18 protein-coding genes are annotated in these 25293 nt (G+C 33.3%); 7 read left to right on the top strand and 11 right to left on the bottom strand.

The genetic code is table 11. The annotated features are described in order from the left end of the window. Positions 1–10 precede the first annotated feature (10 nt). Positions 11–1141, bottom strand: coding sequence for a glycosyltransferase family 4 protein (locus tag CYJ36_RS11645; RefSeq protein ID WP_180850253.1), 1131 nt, complete (start codon positions 1139–1141; stop codon positions 11–13). Between the two features lie 97 nt (positions 1142–1238). Here CYJ36_RS11645 and CYJ36_RS11640 point away from each other — a divergent pair, with 97 nt between their 5' ends. After that, complete coding sequence (locus CYJ36_RS11640) at positions 1239–2441, top strand: glycosyltransferase family 4 protein (RefSeq protein WP_101567434.1); 1203 nt, start codon at positions 1239–1241, stop codon at positions 2439–2441. Positions 2442–2475: 34 nt separating this feature from the next. On the opposite strand, the gene wecB is transcribed toward CYJ36_RS11640, so the two are convergent. From wecB to galU, 10 genes are all read right to left on the bottom strand, one after another. Continuing rightward, positions 2476–3618: a non-hydrolyzing UDP-N-acetylglucosamine 2-epimerase gene (wecB, locus tag CYJ36_RS11635; protein ID WP_101567433.1), complete on the bottom strand. Its 1143-nt coding sequence runs from the start codon at positions 3616–3618 to the stop codon at positions 2476–2478. A gap of 225 nt (positions 3619–3843) precedes the next feature. After that, complete coding sequence (locus tag CYJ36_RS11630) at positions 3844–6801, bottom strand: SH3 domain-containing protein (protein WP_101567432.1); 2958 nt, start codon at positions 6799–6801, stop codon at positions 3844–3846. 177 nt (positions 6802–6978) lie between these two features. After that, positions 6979–9219, bottom strand: a complete 2241-nt coding sequence (locus CYJ36_RS11625) for a glycosyltransferase (RefSeq protein ID WP_101567431.1) — start codon at positions 9217–9219, stop codon at positions 6979–6981. A 15-nt stretch (positions 9220–9234) separates the two neighbouring features. Then, entirely contained in the window at positions 9235–11991 is a 2757-nt protein-coding gene (locus CYJ36_RS11620; RefSeq protein WP_101567430.1) for a glycosyltransferase family protein, read from the bottom strand. Next, positions 11978–13261: a nucleotide sugar dehydrogenase gene (locus CYJ36_RS11615; protein WP_101567429.1), complete on the bottom strand. Its 1284-nt coding sequence runs from the start codon at positions 13259–13261 to the stop codon at positions 11978–11980. The genes CYJ36_RS11620 and CYJ36_RS11615 overlap by 14 nt, the downstream gene beginning before the upstream one ends. 25 nt (positions 13262–13286) lie before the next feature. Continuing rightward, entirely contained in the window at positions 13287–14555 is a 1269-nt protein-coding gene (locus tag CYJ36_RS11610) for a glycosyltransferase (RefSeq protein ID WP_101567428.1), read from the bottom strand. 23 nt (positions 14556–14578) lie between these two features. Next, complete coding sequence (locus CYJ36_RS11605; protein ID WP_180850251.1) at positions 14579–15802, bottom strand: glycosyltransferase; 1224 nt, start codon at positions 15800–15802, stop codon at positions 14579–14581. 17 nt (positions 15803–15819) lie between these two features. Beyond that, positions 15820–16542, bottom strand: coding sequence for an ABC transporter ATP-binding protein (locus CYJ36_RS11600; RefSeq protein ID WP_101567426.1), 723 nt, complete (start codon positions 16540–16542; stop codon positions 15820–15822). Further along, a complete protein-coding gene (locus CYJ36_RS11595) occupies positions 16543–17322 on the bottom strand; it encodes an ABC transporter permease (RefSeq protein ID WP_101567425.1) in 780 nt (259 codons plus the stop codon). A gap of 188 nt (positions 17323–17510) precedes the next feature. Continuing rightward, entirely contained in the window at positions 17511–18419 is a 909-nt protein-coding gene (gene galU, locus CYJ36_RS11590) for a UTP--glucose-1-phosphate uridylyltransferase GalU (RefSeq protein WP_101567424.1), read from the bottom strand. 465 nt (positions 18420–18884) lie between these two features. Between galU and CYJ36_RS11585 the strand changes: the two genes are divergently transcribed. The 6 genes from CYJ36_RS11585 to CYJ36_RS11560 all read left to right on the top strand — a co-directional run bounded on the left by CYJ36_RS11585 (position 18885) and on the right by CYJ36_RS11560 (position 25285). Beyond that, positions 18885–20072, top strand: coding sequence for a glycosyltransferase family 4 protein (locus CYJ36_RS11585; protein WP_101567423.1), 1188 nt, complete (start codon positions 18885–18887; stop codon positions 20070–20072). Beyond that, on the top strand, positions 20069–20392 hold the full coding sequence (locus CYJ36_RS11580) for a hypothetical protein (RefSeq protein WP_101567422.1): 324 nt from the start codon (positions 20069–20071) through the stop codon (positions 20390–20392). Before CYJ36_RS11585 ends, CYJ36_RS11580 begins: the two co-directional genes overlap by 4 nt. A gap of 63 nt (positions 20393–20455) precedes the next feature. Beyond that, positions 20456–22258, top strand: coding sequence for a glycosyltransferase family protein (locus CYJ36_RS11575; protein ID WP_101567421.1), 1803 nt, complete (start codon positions 20456–20458; stop codon positions 22256–22258). A 143-nt stretch (positions 22259–22401) separates the two neighbouring features. Further along, a complete protein-coding gene (locus tag CYJ36_RS11570; RefSeq protein ID WP_101567420.1) occupies positions 22402–23367 on the top strand; it encodes a glycosyltransferase family 2 protein in 966 nt (321 codons plus the stop codon). Between the two features lie 9 nt (positions 23368–23376). Then, entirely contained in the window at positions 23377–23790 is a 414-nt protein-coding gene (locus tag CYJ36_RS11565) for a GtrA family protein (RefSeq protein ID WP_219621090.1), read from the top strand. Between the two features lie 40 nt (positions 23791–23830). Continuing rightward, positions 23831–25285 carry an ArnT family glycosyltransferase gene (locus CYJ36_RS11560; RefSeq protein ID WP_101567419.1) on the top strand — a complete coding sequence of 485 codons (1455 nt, stop codon included), beginning with the start codon at positions 23831–23833 and terminating at the stop codon, positions 25283–25285. Positions 25286–25293 lie beyond the last annotated feature (8 nt).

Genomic DNA, 25293 nt, shown 5'->3' with positions numbered 1-25293 from the left:
ACAATTATTACTAGTCATTAATTAAAAAAGTACGATAAAATACTAGCAATTTTTTTTCTTCGGTATTCCAATTGTAAATTTTCTCAAAACTTTTTCTGCCATTTACACCAATTTCATTGCATTTTTTTGGATCTTTTAACAATGAAACAATAGCGTCAGCAATAGATTGCGGTTTTTCAGGATTAACCAGTAATCCGCTACCTGCACCTTCCACCACTTTTCGGTAATGAGGAAAATCGGATGCAATTGTAGTAACACCCGCTGCCATATACTCAAATAATTTATTTGGCAGACATACTAAATGATTAGGAACAGGTAAATACGGAATGATACCAATTGAAGCTTTTGATAAGTATCTTTCAATTTCCGTATAAGGGACTTTACCAATAAATTCTATTTTATCAGTTAATCCTCGAGAATTTATCTTATTGTTGATCTTATATTCAAAGGATTTTGATTCAAAACTGCCAACAAAAATAAGCTGTGCACTTTTATGATGCTTTGTAACTTCAGAAAATGCATCAATTAATTGCTCAATCCCTCTAATTGGGGTAATTCCCCCTAGGTATAGAATTGTATTCCCATTTTTATTATTTGTTGAAACCTGTTCAAACATTTCATAAAGCGGATAGTTTTCAATTTTGCAATGCGTATACTTTTGATATCTTTCTCCAACCTCATCCGTTGTATAAATGACTCCCGAAAGAAACGGAAGAATCATTCGTTCAATAAGCTCATACATGACGCGAATTGGTGTTTTCAACCATTTCTTAAGATATTTTTTGCTCATAATCGCGTTTGGATAATGTTCGTGAGCATCAAAAATTACAGGTTTCCGTGTAAGTATCCTTAAGATTAAACCTGCTATGAGCAATTCAGGATCGTGGAAATGATAGAGATCTGCTTTCGTTTCTTTTGCTGTTTTAATAACAGAAAAAGAACGAAGCAGCCGTTTCCATTCTTTTTTCGGCTTTTCAATAGGAAGCAGCTTAACTAAACCCTGATCATTTACTTCCCTATCCGGTTTAGGTGCAATCAGTGAAACATCATACCCTGCTTTAGCAAGTGACATGCTTTGTTTATAATAGATACGTCCATCATAGGCTTGATGAACTGTTGTAATGACACATATTTTTTTCATTCTTATCATTTCCTTTTTAACTCGATGTTGTAACTTTCCCATTTTTACTTTACACTATTAAATTGATTATTTCTATTTTTAACAGGAAGGGACCTTTATGAAAATCATCTATATCACACAACATTTCCCACCGGAAATCGGTGCTGCACAAGGCCGGGCATTTGATATGAGTAATAACCTTGCTAAATTAGGCCATGAGTTGCATGTGCTTACGACCTTCCCTAACCATATAGACACAAACAAATTTTTAACAATAGAAAAAGTCTCAGATTTGACAGTATATCGTTCATTCCGAACGAAAGATACTAAAAAAAGTTCCTTAAATCGTTTATCTAATTATTTATCGTTTATGCTCTCAAGTTTTTTCACAGGCTTGAGAATCAAAAAACCTGATGTGATTTACGCAACATCTCCACAACTATTTCAAGGGGTTACGGGTTACCTTTTAAGTCGGTTTCACAGAGCAAAATTCGTCTTTGAAATTCGGGATCTTTGGGTTGATTTTGCTGAAATTTTAGGGCAGTTTAACAATAAAAAATTGCTTAGCCTTGCTCGAAAACTCGAAAGGTTTTTATATAAGAAAGCTGATATGATTGTTGTTGTTACTTATGGATATAAAGAAAGACTTTTACAGATGGGAATATCTGAACATAAAGTAATAGTCATTCCAAACGGTGTGAATCCTAATTCACTAAATGGCCCTAGGGAAATCCAGCTGATAAAAGAGCAGTATAACATACAAGACAAATTTTTAGTTTTATATGCAGGAAATCTCGGAATTGCTCAAGGTCTTAAAACGGTTATCAATGCAGCTGAAATCCTCAAAAATGATCATTCAATTGTTTTTATGTTCATAGGAGAAGGCGCTGAAAAAAATGAGTTAATGGAGCTTTCAAAATCCTTAAACCTATCAAATATTATTTTTTTAGATAGCAGAAACAAAAAAGAGCTCGATTCTTATTATCAAGCAGCTGATATTGGACTTGTGAGTTTAAAAAAACATCCTCTTTTTGAAATTACAATCCCTTCAAAAATATTCGATTACATGGCTATGTCCACCCCTGTTTTAATAGGTGTAGATGGAGAAGCGAGAAATATAATCGAAAAGAATGAAGCGGGATACTTCTACGAACCAGATAGTGCGGATTCTTTAGTGACAGCCTTGAAATATGCTCAGCAGCATCCTGATGATCTAATCCGTATGAGGAAAACATTAAAAAATAAGCTGTTGACCTTTTACAATAGAGAAAAGCAGGCAGCCGAACTCGAACTCGAACTGACTAAATTAGTAAAAAAATAACAAAAACGGCTATTATAAAATAGCCGTTTTTTGCTTATTGAAATGTTTCGGGTTTTTCATTTCTTTTTTCAAAATGATGCAAGATCGCATGTACAATTCGGGTAGATGCGTTTCCATCTCCATAAGGATTCGATGCTTTTGACATCTTTTCATAGGCTTGAGAGTCATTTAAAAGGTCATATGCAAGTTTATAGATTGTATCTTCATCAGTACCAGCAAGTTTTAAAGTACCCGCTTCAATTCCTTCTGGGCGCTCTGTTGTATCTCTCAAAACCAATACCGGCACGCCTAAGGAAGGAGCTTCTTCTTGTACTCCGCCTGAGTCAGTTAAAATGATATGCGCTCTTGATGCGAAGTTGTGGAAATCATATACGCCTAGAGGCTCTATTAAATGAATTCTTTTGTCGTCGCCTAATATCTCATCGGCTACTTCACGAACAGCTGGATTTAAATGTACTGGGTATACAACCTGCACATCATCGTGCTCATTTATTAGTCTTTTAATGGCACGGAACATATTTCTCATAGGTTCACCAAGGTTTTCACGGCGATGAGCAGTCAGAAGAATCATTCTGTCAGATCCTAATTTATCTAATACTTCATGTTCATATGTATCTTTGACGGTTGTCTTTAATGCATCAATAGCAGTGTTTCCAGTAACGTAAATGGTATCTTCTTTTTTATTTTCCTGCAGCAGGTTTTGCTGCGATTTGCTGGTCGGTGCAAAATGCAAATCTGCAATAACACCTGTAATTTGTCTGTTTATTTCTTCTGGGAACGGAGAATACTTGTTCCACGTTCTTAGGCCAGCCTCTACATGTCCTACTGCAATTTGGTTATATAAAGCAGCTAGACTTGCTACAAAAGTTGTTGTAGTATCCCCATGTACTAAAACTAAGTCAGGTTTTACCTCTTTCATTACTCCATCCAAACCCTCAAGCGCTCTTGTCGTTACACCTGTTAACGTTTGGCGGTCTTTCATAATATTAAGATCATGGTCAGGAGTAATTTCAAATAACTCCAAAACCTGATCAAGCATTTGCCTATGCTGAGCTGTAACAGTTACAATTGATTCTATTTCATCTGGATATTTTTCTAATTCCAAGACAAGAGGAGCCATTTTAATCGCTTCGGGTCTTGTTCCAAAGATTGTCATAACTTTAATTTTGCGGTCCATTGTTAATCTCCTTTTTGATAATTGGATACTTTCTAAGATTATCATAATTAACAGTTGTCAACAAAACTTTTTATTCTTTTGATGATCAGCTTAACTTAGATTATAATTGCGTATTTTTTTATAGATGAACCTCATTCTATTCATTCCCAAATTTTGATGAAATTACTAAATAATCTACTTTTGCAATACCTAAAAAAAGATGATGGCAGCTGCCATCATCCTCTTTTACTTAAATACAGGAACATCATAATACAAAGTATAGTTATTAATCATTCCATACAATTTACTCATATTATTTACTTGTTTGTATGCCCAGCCAATATCTGTAGCATATTGAGAAGTTCCTGGATTTGCAGGGTTCCATCTCATTTTGTACAATGTGTCTTTGTTATTATGAATATACTCTTCTGCCACAAACGCTGCTCCGCCAATTATGGCTTTTTCAGGAGTATCCCATCCTTGCTGATAAGCATATTCAGATCCGCATCTCACTGCGCAATCATCAAAAGCACTTACTCCATACATATTATACACTTTCTTAGGAGTTACCTTTTGACCATTTACAGTATCTACAATTATACCATTTGCAAGTTCAGAACTGCCGTTTCCAGTTTCTAAAAGTGCGTGTGAGATAAGGTATATTTCATTTATTTGATATTTGCTGCTTGCTTGCGCGAATGAACTTCCTTTATTATCCAAAATTCCTTTACCTTTTAAAATGAGATTCAACTCATTTTCATAGACATTCGAACTTTTTGACAACAGTAAAAATTGAAGCGCTTGAGTACTATTTAAATCAAAATTCGCTGGGTTAACATACTTCTCTACATCTTCCCTCTTAGCATTATACCAATCATAAGGCAGCGCAATTTTGTACCATCCATTTTCAAGCCCAAGCAAATTCACTTTTGCTCCAGCTTTAAGCTGTCCATAGATATGTGATGTTATAGTTTTACCATCTCTTATATTTAGAGCAGATGCTGATATTATACCTTCTCTAGGGAAGCCTATATTAGTATTAGTATCAACATATTCATCATCAGCAGAAATGTAGGCTATTCTCCCCTTATATAAATCTGTTTGAGGTTTTACACTCATTTGTTTATCTAACATATATGATAGAGAATAATCATATATAGTTGTGTTTTGATGGATGACTTTCCCTGTTTCAACGTTGCCTTTGTGAACATACCCAATTCTGCTGCCAATATCAATACTGTACCAGTTGTTTAATTCTCCAATAACAGGAAGACTAACTCCAGGTTCAATATTAGCAAACTTCGTCATGCCAGTTGAATTATCATACACTGGTGTAATAGATTTTACTCTGACTATTACATCCGTATTCTCTTTGCCCGGATTTAAGTTAGTCAATGTATTGGAAGCCGGTTCTGTTCCGCCTTTATGAATAAAAGCAGTAATTTCACCAAATACGATCTTGTGCCAATTTGATAATTCTCCTACTCTTTTATAGACCTGGCCTTCTGTTAAGTTCCCCACTTTTATAAGAGCACCTGTACGGTTATCATAGATTGGAAGATTGTCATTTGCTTTAAAAAATTGGTCTTGGGAAGTGAATTCTCTAGTAACACTTGGTTTATAAATATAACCTACTCTTCCTCCAACATCTACACTATACCAATTCCCATGTTCACCCAATATCGGAAGTTCAACACCAGGAACCAAGTTTGCAAATTTCGTCATACCTTTTGAGTTATCATAAACAGGAGTAACACTTTTAACCTTAACTATTATGTTTGTATTTTTCCCAGTATTTATATTCGTTAAGTCATTTACTGCAGGTTCTGTTCCTGACTTATTAATGTATCCCGTGAAATTACCGACTGTAATTTTATGCCAGTTAGATAATTCACCTGTTCTTTTATAAACCTGACCATCAGTTAAATTTCCAATTTTAACTAGAGCACCTGAACGGTTATCATAGATTGGAAGATTACTATCCGCCCTAAAGAACTGGTCCCCAGGTGTAAAATCTCTAGTTACATTCGTTTTATAAATATAACCTACTCTTCCTCCGACATCCACACTATACCAATTACCGTGTTCACCTATAATAGGTATACTAACTCCAGGTACAAAATTAGCGAATTTCACCATACCATTAGAATTATCATAAATAGGGGTTATCGTTTTTACTTTAATAATAATACTCGAGTTTTTAGAATTATTAATATTTGTAAGATTATTTACAGCTGGTTCCGTTCCAGATTTATGTATATAGCCAGTAAAATTACCTACCGAAATTTTATGCCAATTTGATATTTCACCAATTCTTTTATAAATCTGCCCTTTTGTAAGATTCCCAATTTTAACTAGAGCACCTGAACGATTATCATAGATTGGGAGGTTATTATCAACTTTAAAAAAGTTGTCGGCAGAAGTAAAATCACGAATCGATTTCTCCGCAGTCAATGCACTCATGACTGCACTTGAAGAAGGAACTTGATTTAAAGGTTCTTTCGAAATGATAGACTCTTCCATCTGACCTTGTACTTTATTTATTGATTGATTGGCAGATTCTAAGTTAGTTTCATTTTGTTCACTCTGCTTTGTTGCTTCTTCAATAGATTCAGCTTCTTCTTCAATAATTTCAGATCCGATTGGCTGTTGAGGCTTCTCTGTGTCAATTTCAGGATCTTCAGAAGAAATCACTTCATTTTTGTTGTCTATTGTTTCATTCAAATCTTTCTTTAAAAGATGAACACCCCTGTTCCCTAAAAGAAACTTATAAGACGTTTCATCTTCATCGTAAATCTGTACTTTTAGACCTTTTGGAAAAACCGCAATAGGTTTTAGATTTTCTCCATTATCGTAAATAGTTGTATCTTGTTCTAATGAAATTTCTTTGATGATACTGGTCTGATCTTCTTTAACAAATTCAATTCCATTCTGTTCATCAACAGCAATTTCCAGGAAATCAGAATCAACCAGCAGTGTTTCTCCCTGAAAAGAGATAGTCTTTTTTCCCTGATCATTATTAAGAGAATAAAATATAGCACCTTGTTCTAAGGATATTGTCTCACCAGATGCTGTTTCTAAGTTCGTTTTTTCTCTTAAACTAAACAACTGATATTCTTCATTAGACTGAGCAGAAATATTACTTAGTGGTAAAGACGCTATCAAAAACAATGCTGCGACTAGTGAAATACAAAACTTTTTCATTTTAATAATTTTTTTCTCCTCCTAAAATATAAAATCAAATTCTATTATACAATGTTTCATTTTTTTACAAAAGACTACAAATATAACGATTTTATTACATTTTTGTATATTATAGGACAATAAATTTACAAAAAAATCTGCCTTCTAATTTAGAAAGCAGATTTTTGTCAATTCCTATCATGATTTATCCATATTTTTCTTTTGATAATGAGAAATAAGCATTTCTTTCCACTTCTCACATATTACATCTTTATCATATTTTGTGAGAATAATGCTTTTTAGTGCTTGTTGTTTTTCATTAATATTTTTACGTGATTCAAGCTGAATTTTTTTAATGATGTCAGTAGCTTCGCTTACATCACTGAAAATATAATCATTCGGATATAGTTCTTTTGCTCCATGCCAGTTGCGAATTAAAGGAAAACATCCGCTTGCCATACCTTCAGCAACAGCTAAATGGAAGCTTTCAAAGTCACTAGGTGATAAAATAAATCGAAGCTTACGATACCACTCTGAAACCTCACCCCAGCCTTCAAATACTACTGAGTCTCTCCAAACACTGCTATTAATCCGCCTGAAAACCTTCTCAAAATATTCTCTTTCTTCTTTTCGATTCCACAGCCAAGCATATTTGTTCGGAAGATGCCCTTTTATGAATAGTGTATACCGGCTATCATTTGTCCACATTTCTTCAAATATGTCTAAAGCCAGATCAATTCTCTTTCTTGACGGTGAAATGCCCATTAGTCCAATATTAAATTCACTGTCATCTAACTTTTCCTTATCGAGTGATTTAGCATCTACTAGGTTATAAAGAATTTTTATTTTATCCTTTGGCAGAAAGTCAAACGTTTCTTCCATTTCCATCTTGAGGCCAGGGGCGATAAAGATTAGCTGGTCCACATTGTCCCATACTATTTTCTGGGGATACTGTGTTTCTTTTTCTTGAAGATGCATTCTAACAATCAAAACTTGATGATTTTTCTTATTTTTCGAGTACCATACAGCGTTCCCAAGACCCCATTCAGCGATAATGATATCTGCCCATTCAAGTAATTCCTTGCTTTGCTTTTCATTATGTGAATTATGACCTTTCCATTGATCTTCTTTCACTTGAAACTCAGTAGATAATTTAAAATAATCAATAAGCATCTTGGCAAACTTCAAATCATGTCCCGCAAAAAGAATCTTTTTCTTATCGAACTTTCTAATTCCTGAATCTTCAATTTCTTGAGGTATCTCTTGCATTTCCATCAAGAATGGCTTTAAATATTTAATAACATTTTTAAACATGTGCTTTTCACTTACTGAGAATACTTTTTTCGCCGCTATTTCGTAGATGGAAGGATTGGAAAATGCTAAATAGACTTTCTCATTAAACTCCGCTTCTGAATTTGCATAAAGTGGGTAGTCTTCACCAAAAAGTTCAATATGAAGCGGATTCTTATTGATAATAACCGGCTTTCCATAAAGCCCAAATTCAAGCACTTTAGTTGATAGCTCTTTACTGCTATCAAGTACTTCATGTCTCCATGAAATTCCTAAATCGCTCTTTTTAATAAATTCTTGTACTTCTGTTCTGCTTAATCCCTTTTTCCAAATAAGATTTTTGGTATTTTCCAAGACATCTGTCACACGTTGCTGATAATTATCTGTATATGGATAATTATGAAACTTATCACCAATAACCAGAAATGTTATAGCGCTATTTTCTAGTCTGGCAAATGTTTCAAACATCTCTGGAGCTTTCCAAAAAGGAGCAAACTTCCCTGAATAAATCATCTGGTTATTCCGATTACCAAATGATATTTCTTTCGCCTCTGAATTCGGAACCATCGGAGGTAAGTATACAAATTTTCCATCATCTTCAATTTCCAATAATTCTTTAAAATAGTGGATTAGATGAGGTGTTTGTAATGCTAGCCTTGCCCCATTCTCGTAGATTGTTCTTATATTGAACAAATCTTCATCTGATACTCTTTTTCGATCCTGTGGAAAGTCTGTAAGGTAATACCAGGTTCGTTTAGAAAATAAGTAATTAAACGCTATTTCTTTTGCTAGATTATAACCCCGCACAAGAAATAAGGAATATCTTGTTTTTTGGTCTAATTTATCCATTATATCAGCAGCTTGTGCAGTAGTAAGCCGCTTTGATTTCTTCCACGTATCATCCTCAAATTTCAATCCTAATTTTTTGAATTCTGAAGACCACGGGTTTATTATCGTAATATTTTGGTAGTTCTGAAAGCTACGTACTAAAACATCTCTAATGATAGGTCTTTTCAACAATATTGTTGGTTTAATTTGAGGATCTTGCGCCATTGTTTCTAAAATAGAGGTAACCCATATTGCTGATCCATCTATAATGTTCAAATCTATATCCGCATAGATAAGTGGCTTTAATATATGATTCGACACAGCTGAGCCCTCCTATTATTTACTGACGTTGCCGACAAATTTTCTATGTTCTTCTAATGTTCTTTTACCAATATCTCGAATATAATTAAATTTATTTGTTGAGAAAATTCTAATTCCATACTCTGAGTATTCATTTGGATTAAATTTATTTAATACTAAATCAGATAAACTAACTCCATAACGATTTACAGCATCCATTTTAATTAAAAAGGACATATCTGCAATATTATTTGTATAGATATACTCATTACTAGGATTTATCAAGTTACGTTCATTTTGATCTATCCTATAGTGAGCAGACTTCCCAACTATATCTGCATTAGTATAAATGAATCCATGAACTGAATCTTCTATAAAGTAATTTCCGTAAAAATTCTCTTCAGAAAAGAAGGAGAGTAATTCTGAATCTTGAGCGTTATCTCTTATTACATGTCCAAGATCATCTGATTCCTTTAATTTTATTACTTCTATTTCTAAATCTTTATTCTGATTTTCAAGATTATGATCACCATAGGTCAATATCGTGAGCCTCTTTCGCTCATATGATTGTGAGCAGAACATTTCAATACAATGTTCAATCCCTTCATTGTTACGAAGGAAAGCAAATACATGTACATTTTGCTGGTATGGCTTTTCTATTTCAAATCCGGCATTTTGAGCTATAATGTGCAAACGATGAGCGTAGGTATGATTATTAAAAATCAAGCGTTGTCCCTTGAGTTCATTTATTTCTCTCCAAGAAACATCATTCATCCCTTTTTCAATAAGACTCTCTAAGGATGTTGACTCGCTTGCCATTAGCACTGTAGAGCCAAACATTTCTTTAATTCCTTTAGCATACGTGCTTACAACAGTTGTTCCACTACCAAGTAATTCAAAGACTCTTCTTGAAAACATGGTACTAGAATCCTGTACAGAATTTACATTGATGAAAATTTTATATTGTTTATAGACTCTAACCAATTTTTCATAAGGAAGAGAGCCAATAATATGACTTTTGAATCTAGAAGGAAATTGAAGCTCATCTGTTTGTTCTTTATTAAAGTTACGATCAAAAATTTCCAGTCCAAATGGTCTGGATATATCGAGTATTTCTTCCTGATCTTTTCTTCTATCCTCATGACGGTTGCCATAATAGGAACCCGCGAAGCAGATATTCTTTGTTTTAAAACCAGGTACTTTAATTGGGTTATGGATAATGGGCTGAGCGGCAAACGGCAATGCATATACACGGTTGTGTTTAGCCTTTTTCTTATACATTTCTATACAGTTTTCATCTGTAGTGTATATAAAATCAAATAAAGCTGCCGTATCTATGAACTTATTGAAATGAATAGGATCTTCTTTATTCCAGAAAACTGTTGGAATACGGTTCTCTTTACAGTATTTAAGGAGACTCTCTAACTCATTCCCTTGCTCTGTATTGTAACTTCCTATTTTATATTGCCAAGATCCTCCATTCCCTCTCCATGCAGACTCTACAAACAAGATTTGAGGAAGCTCTTTAGTAAAAATCTCCAACCAATTATCAGGTCTGAATTTTATCATTTCACAGTCATCTTTAAATGAATGATAGGAAAAGTCATCTAAAATACAGGCTACTCTTAGATCTTTTATATCTTTTGGAGAATCGTACCTCCCAATTAAAAACAAATCATTTAATTGATCTTTTTGTTTAGCCAATTTTGCAGACACTGGATTTAAGCCGAAAGGTGAAGCTGGAATATCAACATTTTCAACAGGAAGATCAATGAGCTTAAATTTTGTTTTTTGACCTTTCATTTTTCTTTTTACTTTGCCGCCTATTGCACGTGCAAAATTGTATGATTCTCTAGGGATTTTTAACGGATTTCTAATAGAACTGTGAATAAATGATCCGATTAGCACTTTAGATGATTTCTCTATCTTTGATAATTTTTCACGAAGAAAGTAAAGATTTTTTTCACGATTCTCTAATGCTTCAAGAAGTGCCTTTTCATATACTATAAATTGGGCTCTCAGCAAGTCCTCTCGTTCTCTCCATTTTTCAATTTCTTCTTGATCGACTTTACTGGATGCTGCCAGATCGTTTAACTGCTTTAGAACCAAATCTAAATTTTGTTTCGCTTTTATGTAATCATGCTGTATTTCTGAAACATAACCATTCTGTTTTTCAATTTCATAAAAAATAGATTCCAGCATATCGATCCAATCTGTTAACCCATTGAGTGTATGATCAACTTCCGTTCTCTTCTTTGAACAAATGTAAATGTCACGATCGATGATAGTAAATTTTTCAGGTATGACAAATGGCTGCAGATCCTTAAAAATGCTTGTAATATTATATGCCGATACCACATTTGAACCATCAATTCCTATTGGGAATGAAATAATGAGGTCTCCATTCATGCTATGAGCATGATAAAGCATTTCAAGGAATGATTTTCGATTCATCATGGTATGAAAAATATCCGATATGATCACCGTATCATATTTTGCTGATTCGCCAGTTATTGCAATTGGATTTTTATGCACAAAATGAAGACGCTTCTGAACGTCTTCATTTTGTAATTTTAATTCTGATTTTAATTCATTTAATTCAGATTCTGACCCAATAACTCCAGTTACATAAAATCCTTCTTTAGCAAGTTGAAAAGGTACATTCATTTGACCGCTGCCAATATATAGAACTGACTTGCCATCAGTGTTTTTTGTTAGCCATCTATATCTTGAATGCCATATCAATTCTTTTGCATCTGAGTTCATGTATTTTTGAGAGTTATTTTCTTTCACAAGTTACACCTCTTTGCATTGAAGATCCCAATTGCATATAGTCATAACCTTTATCTGATAAGTTCAAGGATTCAAGAAGATTTCTTGTATCAAGAATTCTTGGTGTTCTCATCGTTTCTTTCAAACCATCAAAATCAATTTCTTTAAATACTGTATGATCAGTCAGAATGAATACAAGATCGCTGTCTTTAAATGCTTCTTCTATTGATTCTGCTTTGTTAGAATAATTTGATTTAACATAAGGATCAAAAACTTTTACATGATAGCCTTTTTCAATCAGGCTTTCAATAATTTCTAAAGAAGGACTTTCACGCATATCATCTATGTTACCTTTAAATGCTAATCCCAGTACTGAAATTGATGGATTTTTAATATCCGAAACAGCTTCACCAGCTAATCTTACAACTGACTCAGGAGTGGTTTGATTGATCTCACGAGCAAGTGTAATGAGTCTTGATTGCTCTGGAGCTTGTTCAATAATAAAGTAAGGATCTACTGCTATACAATGACCTCCAACACCAGGACCTGGTTTATGGATATTTACTCTAGGATGGAAGTTCGCTAAATCAATAGCTTCCCAAACATTAAAGTCAAGCTTTTCAGCTATTCTTGCAAGTTCATTTGCATATGCAATATTGATATCGCGATACGTATTTTCCATTAATTTTACCATTTCAGCTGTTGTAGAATCAGTTACATGTATTGTTCCTTTAACGAAATGCTTATATAGATCAACTGTTAGCTGGCTAGATTTTTCATTGATTCCGCCAACAATACGATCATTTGATACTAGCTCTTCAAATAATTTTCCAGGGAGTACTCGTTCGGGTGAATGAGAAATATAAAGCTCTTCACCAAATACAAGGCCTGATTTTTCAAGTACCGGCATCATTACATTTTCAATCGTTTTTGGAGGAACTGTAGATTCCAGAATAACCAAGTTGCCTTTCTTTACATATGGCAAAATCATTTCTGTAGCGCTGCGAACATAGTCTAAATTGGCTGTTTTATCGGAATAAATAGGTGTAGGTACTGAGATTATAAATGAATCAGCCTCTACAGGTTCAGTTGAAATTGTTAAACTGCCTTGGTCAATTACCTCTGCAAGCATTTCAGCCAAGCCCGGCTCTTCAATATGCAGTTCCTTGCGATTTAGCATTTCAACTACTTGTTTATTTACATCTACACCATGCACTTGAACTCCGTGCTTTGCAAACATTACTGCTGTTGGTAATCCAATATAACCTAATCCCATAACCGTAAGTCTCATAATTAAGTATCTCCTTTAATTGGTTCTAAATATTATATATATTTAATAAGACCGATTCTTCATTTTCCCATTTATTTTGAGATGCTGCCCTTGATGTATTAGCCTTAAATGATCGATAAAGACTTGTATCCGTCAATAGAGTATTTACTGCATCTGCAATTTGCTCTAAATTTTCAGGATCAACCAGAATTCCTGTTTTAAACTCATCGATTGTTCTTTTTATCTCAGGAAGATCACTCGCTACTACTGGAATTCCAGCCATCATATACTCATTAAGCTTATTAGAGCAAGCTGAATAATGGTTAAAGCAAGAATTAATCAAAAGCTGTAAGCCTATTGTTGCCGAAGAAGTAAAACTAAGCAAATCCTCATTAGGCACAGCGTCCATAAAAAATACTTGTTCATTTAGTTTCATGTCATCTACTAATCGAATTAAGTCGGGTTTCAAACGGCCATTTCCTAAAAAAACTAATTTTCCTCTATTTAATAACGGAACCATTCTAATCATATTCTCTAACCCGCGATCTCGTTGTATACCACCTTGATATAGAATTATCGGTTCATCACTAGGTATCATAAAGGTCTCCCTAAGCTTGTTCGTTGGAATAACTTTTTCGAAAGGGGGGACGTTTTTTATGATATTAGGCAGTGGTATTCTATAAGCTTCTTGAAAGTATTCAGCTCTTGTTAAGTTTGTGGTAATGACTTTTTCAGCTTTTCTTATCAGGAAACCTTCAATTTTTTCCCATAAAGGTTTATTAGACCAGCCAGCACGATCAGTTGAGACTTCATGTGCATCATATACTAACAGCGATCCTCTAAGTCTTGATGCAAAGTATACAGGTATCAAAGTATTTAAGTCATGTGCGTGATAAACCCCCGCATCTTGCTTATACGCTTCTAAAAAGAACCGAATATTAATAATAAGCTTCGGAACAAATTGAAACTTCCTTCTCATTCTGCTTTTTAATGAAGGTTTGACGGCTGGACTTTGGATCGTTTGATTTGATGCTTTAACAGATTTAGTTTTCGCACTCTGTTTTTTGACCGTTCGATCCACTCTGATAACCTTAATATCATGCAATATTTCCTTTCTTTCTGTTCTTCCCTGCTGATGTACAGCCACAACACTAACTTCTTTTCCGCTTCGAATAAGCGTTGTTGCCTCTTTAGTTACCCTGGCATCTGTTTCAAATGTATTCCATACTACCATACACACTTTATTATTTACTATTGCTCTATGTTTTAACAAATTATCTTGCCGGATAATAACTCTTTTTATCCAATCTATCATAGACAGAACGCTCCTATTAGATTCTATCTGTCAGCATTGATACTAGTATAAAGATCCAACAGACCTGTTTTCTCGTTTTCCCAAGTGAATATCTCCCTGGCCATTATGCAATTGTCCCTATAGTAAGGATAATCGGAATGTATTTTCAACACTGACTGAGCAATTGCCTCCACAGTTTCCACTGTAGAAATCCCCGTTTTATAATTATCCACTATATACCTTTTACCTGGATGATCGGATGCTACACATGGAATTCCAGCCTGCATATATTCGAATATTTTGTTAGGTGTAGAATAATAATTATTTAATGATGTGTTTTGATACATAACCAGTCCTATATCTCCCTGACTGGTATACCACAGGATATCACTAGCAGGAACTTGCGGATGGAAAAAAATACGATCATTTAATTTCATTTCTGATGTTAACGACTTAAGTGACGATTCACTAATCCCTTGTCCTACTATTACTAATTTGAATTCATCAGGCAGTTTTGATATAGCAGAAATACACAATTCAATACCTCTATGCGGACTTAATCCACCTTGGTAAATTAGAATAACATCGTTATTTTTCAAACTGAATGTGTCTCTAAAATAATTCCGTTTATCTTTGTCAGCGAGAAGTTTTTCACAGTATATAGGAACATTTTGAACAATGACGAATTCTTTTTTTCCATATCTTTTATAAAATTGTGAAAGCATGGCATCATTAACAGTAATAAGAAAGTCTACTTTTTTATATAGCCTCTCTTCCATGTAATAACCAATTTTCCGATCAATTGAATTTCTGCCAGCCATTTCATTAAACAATTCATGGGAATCATATATTAGAGGAATTTTTTTTACTTTCCTTAACAAATAACCCTGCCATAAAGTATTTAAATCATGAGAGTGAATAGCGTCAACATCAATCTCTTTAATAGCTGATAAAACCTTTTTATAAAACTCAAAGTAAGCAGCAAAATCTTTGATCACTTTGATATATGGATTTCTAACCAATTTAGTTAAGAGTTCCAATGAAGAACTTTTTTTTCTATTTTTGCCAGAACTCCCGCTTGATAAAGCACTTTTTGCCGACTTCACACTAATTGAAATTCTAATCAATGTTATATTCTTGTGTGAAAAAGGCGGGTTATCAGCATATTCACGAACACAAGCAATATAAACTCTATGGCCATCATTTGCTAATGCCAGTGCTTCTCTTTGTACTCTGGCATCATAATGAATATCCTTATAAAGCAGCATAAGGATGTTCATCCTATCTAATTTCCCCTCATAAAGGAATCATATTGATCTACAATTTCTTTCGTATCTCCAACCGCTTTCTGCTCTCCTAAATGGATCCATACTACACGGTCACATATACTTCTTACAAGTCCAGAGGAATGAGTTACTAATATTACCGTACGATCTTCTTTAATTTTTTGTGTGATAGCTTCTCTGCATTTTCTTTGAAATGCTGCATCTCCAACACCTAAAACTTCATCAATTAATAGAATTTCAGGATCTAGTGATATTGCTGTAGAGAAAGCCAACCTTGATCTCATCCCTGAAGAATAAGTTCTGACAGGCTTATTAACAAAGTCACCAAGCTCTGAGAACTCAATGATCTCTTCAAGCTTTTCATCTACTGTTTTTTTGGTATGTCCCAGCAGTAGACCATTAAGATAAATGTTTTCAAGGCCAGATAGTTCCGGCTGAAAACCGGCTCCAAGTGATAATAAGACCGGACGCTCTTTTTCCTTCATAGAGAATGATCCTTTATCAGGTGAAATTAATCCGCTTAAAAGTTTTAATAGAGTACTCTTACCGGATCCATTACGTCCAACAATCCCAAGAACTTCACCTTTTTTTATTTCAAAATCAATACCTTTTAACGCCCAAAATCTCGGTCTATTCTTATGAAACAGTTTCTTTATTGGCTGATTGGTTTCTTCTGGATATGAAACCCAAATGTCATTTAATTTAATTATCGATTCACTCATTTATATCACCTTGGCATATTCTTTTTCGTTTTTCATAATAACTCTTATTCCTAAAGCAAAGACCACAAATGAAATTAATAAAAGAATTCCCAGATGAATCCACTCTGGCCCTTTTCCATATAGCAAGACGTTGCGATATGAATTAAGTATAGTTGTAAAAGGATTTAAATACAGAATTGGAACTAAATTTGCTGGAACTGCTTCTATTTTAAATAGAACTGGTGATAGATATAATAATGTTCTTGAAACATATTGCATCATATTTTTAACATCACGAATGAAAACTCCAATGTGTGCCAATATAATCATCACTGAAAGTAAAAATACTCCATTTACCAATACTACCGGGATAAAGTTCAGCATTTGGATGTTTAACGAAACTCCAAATAGCCATAAAAATAAAAACAGCATGACCGAACTTACTAAAAACTTAATAGTATTTATTAACAACCTGACCACAATAAAAACAATTTTGGGCACATATACTTGTTGTATGATCCTTGCATTTGTAGCAATTGCATTTGTAGAATCAACAAAACATGCTGTCGCCCATTTTAATGGAATTAGGCCTGTAAACAAATAGATGGAATAGTCAGGTCCACCTCTTTGTAAAATTACTTGGACCAGCAGATAAAAAATCCCCATATATAGGATTGGATCTATTAACCACCAGAAAAATCCTAAGTATGTTCTAGAAGTATTAGTCTTAAAATCAGACATAGTTAAATGAATCATTAAATCTTTGTGCTTTCTTAGATCGCTAATCACTTGTCTTAACATTGATATGTTCCCCTAACTTTACTTTTCCTTACAGTACAATAAAGTCTTTCAGTATTTTATGAAGTCTTTCACCATCAATTAATAATACATATTTAAATTATGCCTTTCAAGTTTTTCATAAATTGTTCAATATATTTTGGAATTAAGATCCAAATAATTAATTTAATAAGCACAAAAAAAAGCCACTGTTAAGTGACTTTTTCAGCTTTTTGGTTTCTTTTTAGCACTTCTATTAAATATTCATATAAATCGTCGTGTAGATCGGTGCGTTCTAATGCAAAATCTATTTGCGCTTTAATAAATCCAAGCTTATCTCCTACGTCGTATCTACTTCCTTTTAGTTCATACGCCAATACTTGCTGGTGGTGATTCAGCTCATTTATCGCGTCAGTTAGCTGAATTTCACCGCCTGAACCGGCTTTTTGGTTTTCTAATATTGTAAAGATGTTTGGTGTTAGAATATACCTGCCCATTATCGCTAAATTTGATGGTGCTTCTTCAGCTTTCGGTTTTTCAACAAGGCCATTTACTTCTATTGCTTCATCTAATTCAGAAGATGCGGATTTAGGATCTATAATTCCATACTTTGAAACATCCTCTTGAGGAACGCTTTGCACGCCTATTACAGGGAGCATAGAGCGATCATATATATCCATTAGCTGTTTTAATGCAGGTTGATCCTGATCCCCTGAGTGCATAATATCATCGCCTAATAGAACTGCAAAAGGTTCGTTCCCAATAAAACGGCTTGCACACTGTACCGCATGACCCAAACCCTTAGGCTCCTTCTGGCGGATATAATGAATATTCGCTAAATTGGTAATCGCTTGTATTTCCTCTAAAATACTATATTTTTCTTTCTGATAAAGTGTTTCTTCTAATTCATATGATTTATCGAAATGGTCTTCGATTGCTCTTTTTCCACGTCCGCTAATAATAATAATATCTTCAATTCCAGATTTTACGGCTTCTTCTACTATATATTGAATAGTTGGTTTATCCACTATTGGCAGCATTTCTTTAGGTTGAGCTTTTGTTGCAGGTAGAAATCGTGTCCCTAAACCCGCAGCAGGGATAATAGCTTTTCTAACTTTCATACTTTCCCTCCGTATATTCTCATTGTAATGATTTTCTTCCTAATAATAACTAATTCTCAAAACGACTACAACATTTTTCCTATCTTTTGTAAAATTATGTTTTCTTTTAAGAAAGCTTGTTATGAGTGACCCACTTAATCCAAAATGTTAGTTTACATATATTACTTAATTTCTCAAGATGCTATTTATGCATGAAAGAGAAAGAAAATTTTATACTAAAAATAGGAGGAATTATAAAATAGGATATGTTTATAAATTTCTTTACAAGTATTAATTTTATAAAAAATGTCGATTTATTAAAATTCTTGTTTTAAAATAGCGTTAGACATCGAATGGTTTCCATTACACAATATACATTCTTTCTTTTTCCTAATTTGTCGGATAGTAAGTCAAGTGATAAAATGATTAACCGAAATATATAAATTTTTATAAAGCTTTAAAAACAAGTCGGGGGTTATACTTAACATGGATCTGAACAACGCTAGTAATAATGAAACATTAAATAAGCAAGCACGAAAATTCCTTATATTAACCAATGCCTACCCGCATCAAGATCAACTATACAGAAATGGTTTTATTCATAGAAGAGTCAAGGCCTATCAGGAAGAAGGTGTCGAGGTAGAAATATTCGTGTTGAACGCCGGATACAAAGCACCCGAAAATTATCAATTTGATGGTGTATCTGTATATAGAGGCGCTAAATCTGATTTTTATCAATTTTTATCCGAACGAGATTATATAAAAATTTTAATTCATTTTGTTTCAATTGATATGATTGACGTTATTAAAGAGGTAAAGCCTTCCATCCCATTAATCATTTGGATACACGGTTATGAGGCTGAGGCCTGGCATAGAAGATGGTTTAATTTCTTGGATAGTAAGCAGGACTTAAGAAGAATATTGGAAATGTCTGACGATTACTATAAAAAACAGCTATCTCTAATGAATTGGCTATACCAAACTAAAGAACTGAATCTCAAGTTTGTGCATATTTCAAAATGGTTTAAAGAGCACATTGCTGAATGTGATGCAAGAGCCGTAACACAAAATGCAAGTATTATCCCCAATTTAATCGATAGCAAACTTTATAATTATATAGAGAAACCAAAAGAAGACCGTTTTAAAATATTGTCTATTCGTCCATACGCATCAAGAAAATACGCGAATGATTTGTCAGTTAAAGCTGTATTAGAGCTATCAAAAAGGCCGTTTTTCGACAGACTCTCTTTTGCATTTTACGGAGACGGAAAACTATTTGAGAAAACATTAAGTCCTTTAAGAAATTTCGATAATGTCACTGTTCATAAAGGTTTTCTGCAACAGTCGGAAATAGCAGAACTCCATAAAGAATATGGTATATTTCTATGTCCAACAAGATTAGACTCACAAGGTGTATCAATGTGTGAAGCGATGTCAAGCGGACTCATTCCAATATCAACTAATATCACAGCCATTCCTGAATTTGTCGAACATAGACAAACAGGGCTGCTCGCTAATCCAGAAGATCCTGTTCACATCGCTGATTTAATTGAAACTTTATTCTTCAACGAAAATTTATTCAGCAAACTTTCAAGAAACACTGCAGCAGAGATCAGAAAAAAATGTAGTCAGGAAGTAGTAATAAGTAATGAACTGGAGTTGATTTTGAGTTGAACACTACTGAGAAAAAACAAATAAATCATTACACAAGTTCAATAGATGTATACCAAGACAGCACTTATTGGAAAACAATGTACGAAGAACTCGAAGAACAGATGAAGCAAATGATGATTATGTCACTCGATTTGTCTGAATCAGGTTCAGGCCCGATTTCAGATGATTTGGGCCAGCTTCAAAAGAATTTTAAAAAACAAGAAAAAGAATTGAAACGATATAAACAATTTGAGCATCGCATCAAAGTGACATGGATTGGAAAAATCGCATTATTATATATAGCTTTCAAAAAAACATTAAAAAACACCTTGAAACGATAAAAGCTCAATGTATAAGAACTATCACCAGCACATGAAGCAAACCAGAGATTCGGATGTGAAATTATGACTGAATTAAATCAAAAGAAAAAAACAAGAATTTTGTTATTTGGCTTTATTAACTTGAACGTTATGGACGGCTCAGCTGTTTTCCTCTCAGGAATAACAACAATGCTTTCAATGAGTCCAAATCTTGAAATCGATATCGTACTTGCAAATGGTGTCAGACGTGACTTGCTAGTTCGACCATTAATTGACTTACCAAATGTTAATGTCATTTCACCATATGAAGAACCAGATTTAATTAGCTCTGCTCCTGCATGGCTAGAAAAAAACCAAATGACATATAACGAAGCCAGCAAAGTTGTGCAATACTATTGGGAGAAAGCTGACTATGATTGGTTCTTCATAAGAGGTTTAGAGGTAGCAGAAGAACTTCTGAAGCTTGAATCTTCCATTTTAAAATCAACCCTCCTCTATGTAACAGGAATTACACATGAGAACCAGGTATTGTCTAAAGAAAAATATGAAAATCTAGAGAAATTGTTTGATATAAGTGCTTACTTGCTATGTCAAACAGATGAAATGAAGCAATTCCTGATTAGAAAATTTACGAAGGTCCAGATAGAAAAGGTCATCACTCTTAATCCAATGATTCCTGATACAACCCCTAATTTTGAAGATGTTTTTGAAAAAAGGGAAGCCTACACTCGTTTATGCTATACAGGTAAATTTGATGTTGGTTGGAACTCAATTCCTATAGTGATTGCATTTAGAGAGCTTAGAGAAGATCATCCTTCTTTAACACTTGAGATAGCTGGCGACAAATTTAATTTCCGAAAAGACGATCGCTATTTTGTCAATGACCTTAAATATTTATTAAGTAATACTGAAAACTTAACATGGTACGGTGCTCTATCAAGAAATCAGGCAAGAAACCTGATTATTAATAGTGATATCGGGATAACTTGGCGGGATAAAAGTATGGATGCCAGTTTGGAGTTATCGACGAAACTGCTTGAATATGGAAGCTTGGGTAAACCCGCAATTTTAAATCCTACCGCTATGCATAAACGTTTATTTGGAGAAGATTATCCCCTTTATGCAGAATCCATAGATGATTTTATCGAGGTAATTGACAATATTCAAAAAGATCCATTAATTTATGAGATCGCTGCAAAAAGAATGTTTGACGTCAGTCAAAACTTCACTTATTCTCAAACATTAAATAAATTACTGCCGTTTTTAAATAAAGATAAGCGTTACTTGAAAACTTTCTTTACTAAGAATGGATTCATTTGTCCGAGTGTTCTAGAAGATAATTTCTTCCAAGGAACTATAAACGAATTATTAAAAATTAACTTAGTATCTACAAAAAGCGGACAATTATCGCCTGATTCAGTATGCATCCTCAAACCTGTTTCAGCAATTGAAGATGTTAAATCCCTATTCACAAAAATAAGTGAATTAGGAAAAATAGTCGACTCGTTAATCCTTGATAATATTTCAATAAATATCATTTCAAAGAATATCGGTCCGATATCCGAAAATTTCCTATATAATATTAATAATGGAAAATTTGAAGAACTACTTGATAATATTTCACATCAAACTTATATTAGAAATATACAGAATGGAAAAAATAGCTCAAACCAAAGAACTATTTCTTTACCTGAGGAAGAATTGATTTCTTATCAGCCAGGAGCGGTAAATTCCGGAAACTCCAATAACACAGATTTATATTCCGAACTTAATTTACAAAAAAATGAGTATAAAAAATTAGAGAAGAAATACAATGCTCTAGTTAACTCTAGGTTAGGCAAATTAACAATTAAGTACTGGGGTCTAAAAAGAAAGCTTAAGGGCTAGGTGAATAGTTCTTCTGAATTAACATAAATAGGTATTTAAAAACCTTCTTCGGCTTAATAAAAATTATCACTTTGCCAAGGAAGGTTTTTTCTTTGTGAGCGTTTCCAAAATTTAATATTTTTAACGATGAAAGGAAGTATAACATGGCTTTAAGCAACAATAATACTTTGCCAAAGATGTCAATTGTCGTTCCATGCTATAACGAAGAAGAAGTTTTAATTACTACAATCAATGAATTAACTAAAGTTTTACAAAGCTTAATAGAGGAAGATTTAATAGCTGAAGATAGCAATATGCTCCTAGTCGATGATGGCAGTAAAGACAAAACATGGGAAATAATAAGCTCTCAATCTAAGTTAAACAGATTGGTAACTGGTTTAAAGCTTGCCAAAAATGCAGGCCATCAAAACGCATTGTTAGCGGGTCTAATGACAGCAAAAGATCATTCTGATTGCACAGTTTCAATTGACGCAGATTTACAAGACGATCCAAATGTAATAAGAGACTTTATTATTAAATTCTCTCAAGGATACGATGTAGTATATGGTGTTAGAAAAAGCAGAACGAAAGATACTTTTTTTAAACGCCAAACCGCCCAAGCATTTTATAAATTAATGATTAAAATGGGTGTAGATATCGTCAATGACCATGCAGATTTTCGATTAATGAGTCAAAGAGCTTTAAATAACTTAATAGATTTTAAAGAAGTAAATCTATTTCTACGAGGATTAGTGCCTTTGGTTGGTTTTAAATCTACTGAGGTTTATTATCACAGAAATGAAAGAATGGCAGGAGAATCAAAATATCCTTTAAAAAAAATGCTGGCTTTCTCATTAGATGGTATTACGTCTTTTAGTATTACACCTATAAGAATGGTTACTACTACTGGATTTATCCTTTCATTTTTAAGCATAATTGCTGCTATATATGCAATCATAATAAAAATCACCGGAAATTCTGTATCTGGCTGGTCATCTTTAGTTTTATCAATATGGTTTTTAGGCGGTATACAGTTAATTAGTTTGGGGCTTATCGGAGAATATATAGGTAAAATTTACAAAGAAACAAAACAAAGACCTAGATATTTTATTGAAGAGCATATTGAATAGATATATCGTTTGTTTATTATTATCTTTGAAGGGCTGATGAAAAGTATGGGCATGGTTCTATCTAAAGAATTTATGCTGTTTGCATTAGTGGGAGTTATGAATACGATCATTAGTTTCGTAGCATATTCATGCTTGGTTTTCATAAATGTTCCCTATCTTATTGCCAACATTATTAGTTACTTAATAGGAATGCTGAACAGTTTTATATTGAATAAAAAGTTTGTATTTAATAAACAAGGAGAAAATAAGGGGTACTTTATCAAATTTTCAATCGTGAATCTTATTACTCTATCTCTTCAAACTGGAATTCTCTATTTCTTTGTTACTGTGATGGGACTGCAAATATACTATTCACAAATAGCAGTTACGTTTATTGTATTATTATTGAATTTTGCAGGAAACAAACTGTGGACTTTTAGATAATATAATAATAAAACGAAATTCAATTAATGGGAGAATCTAAATGGAAATAAGCAGTAAGCTAAGTAAATTAACCTTAAACATTCTAAATATATTTGTTTTCATCTTTTTCACTTCTATGCTTTTATTATCATATGTGAGGATGGAAGTAAATAATCTATCGACTATAGAAATTTCTTTTTGGGTATTGCTTTCTGTATTATCTATTTTATCCATTGCATTTTTACTCAATTACTTTTCTAAAACAACTTATCTTATCTTTTTACTTTTCATCAGTCTGTTGCTGAGATTAGCTTGGGTGTTTACAATACAAACACCTCTTGCTTCTGATTTTACAGTCTTATATAACACTGCTGTTCAGATTGTAAATGGAAATCACAATTATTTAAATGACTTTTATTTTCAAAAATGGTCATATCAACTTGGTTTCTCTGTCTACGAAGCTATTATTGTAAATATTTTTGGCCCCCATACCCTGCCATTAAAATTATTCAACGTAGCTTTTAGTCTTGGAATTACTGTACTTATTTATAAAATTGCCTCAAACGTGTTTAATGAGTTTACTGGAAGAATTGCTGGATTTCTTTATGCTATATACATTCCTAGCATAGTTATGACATCAGTCCTAACTAATCAGCATTTGTCGACATTTTTATACTTTTTAGGTTTTGCTTTATTGATCCAATTTGGGCTCAAGAGCAAAAAATCCTGGGTTTTTATAGGTATATTATTCGCACTTGGTAATATTATCCGGCCTCTGGGAAGCTTTATCCTACTAGCTATTGGTATATATATAATTTTAAAAGGCATTTTTTCTGGAAGTTTAAAAATATTTTTAAGTTACATTGCGAAATTTATTGGTATTATTGCTGTATTTTTCATCGTACAGCAAATCATATTCTTTTCGTTAATTAATATTGGAATTGCAGATAAACCACTAAATAACGAAGATTCTCTTTGGAAATTTGTCACTGGTTTTAACTATGAAACCAAAGGCAGCTACTCAGCAAAAGATAAAGACTACTTAGATCAATTTGCCCTTGGGGATGAAAGAAACGAAAAATCTAAGGAATTAATTAAAGAAAGACTTTCTGATAAAAAGAAAGTTGCACTGCTCATAAAGCATAAAGTTGCTTACATGTGGGGCGGTAAAGATTTATCCATTCATTGGAGTTTATTGCGCACTGACAAAACAGATGATTTTAGAAATCAATTATATAAATTTGAAAAGATATTATATATGAGTATGGCTATTTTTGGCATGGCTGCTAGTGCAGGATTATTATTACGAAAGAATATAAATAAGAAACATATTCTCTTTATACTTCTTATTTTAGGATATGCAGCCATTCATGTACTAATTGAAGTTCAAACAAGGTACAGATATGATATGATGCCTGCTTTTTTCATTATTCAAAGCTATGGGGTATATGTTTTAGCGATGTTTATCAAGAAAAAACGAAAATCGATTCACAGTGATTTAAAAAAAGCAGTCTAAATGACTGC

Origin of the sequence: Bacillus sp. UMB0893 (assembly GCF_002858905.1) — a bacterium.
Classification (GTDB): Bacteria; Bacillota; Bacilli; order Bacillales; family Bacillaceae; genus Bacillus_P.
This window is presented reverse-complemented; position numbering and strand designations above follow the sequence as displayed.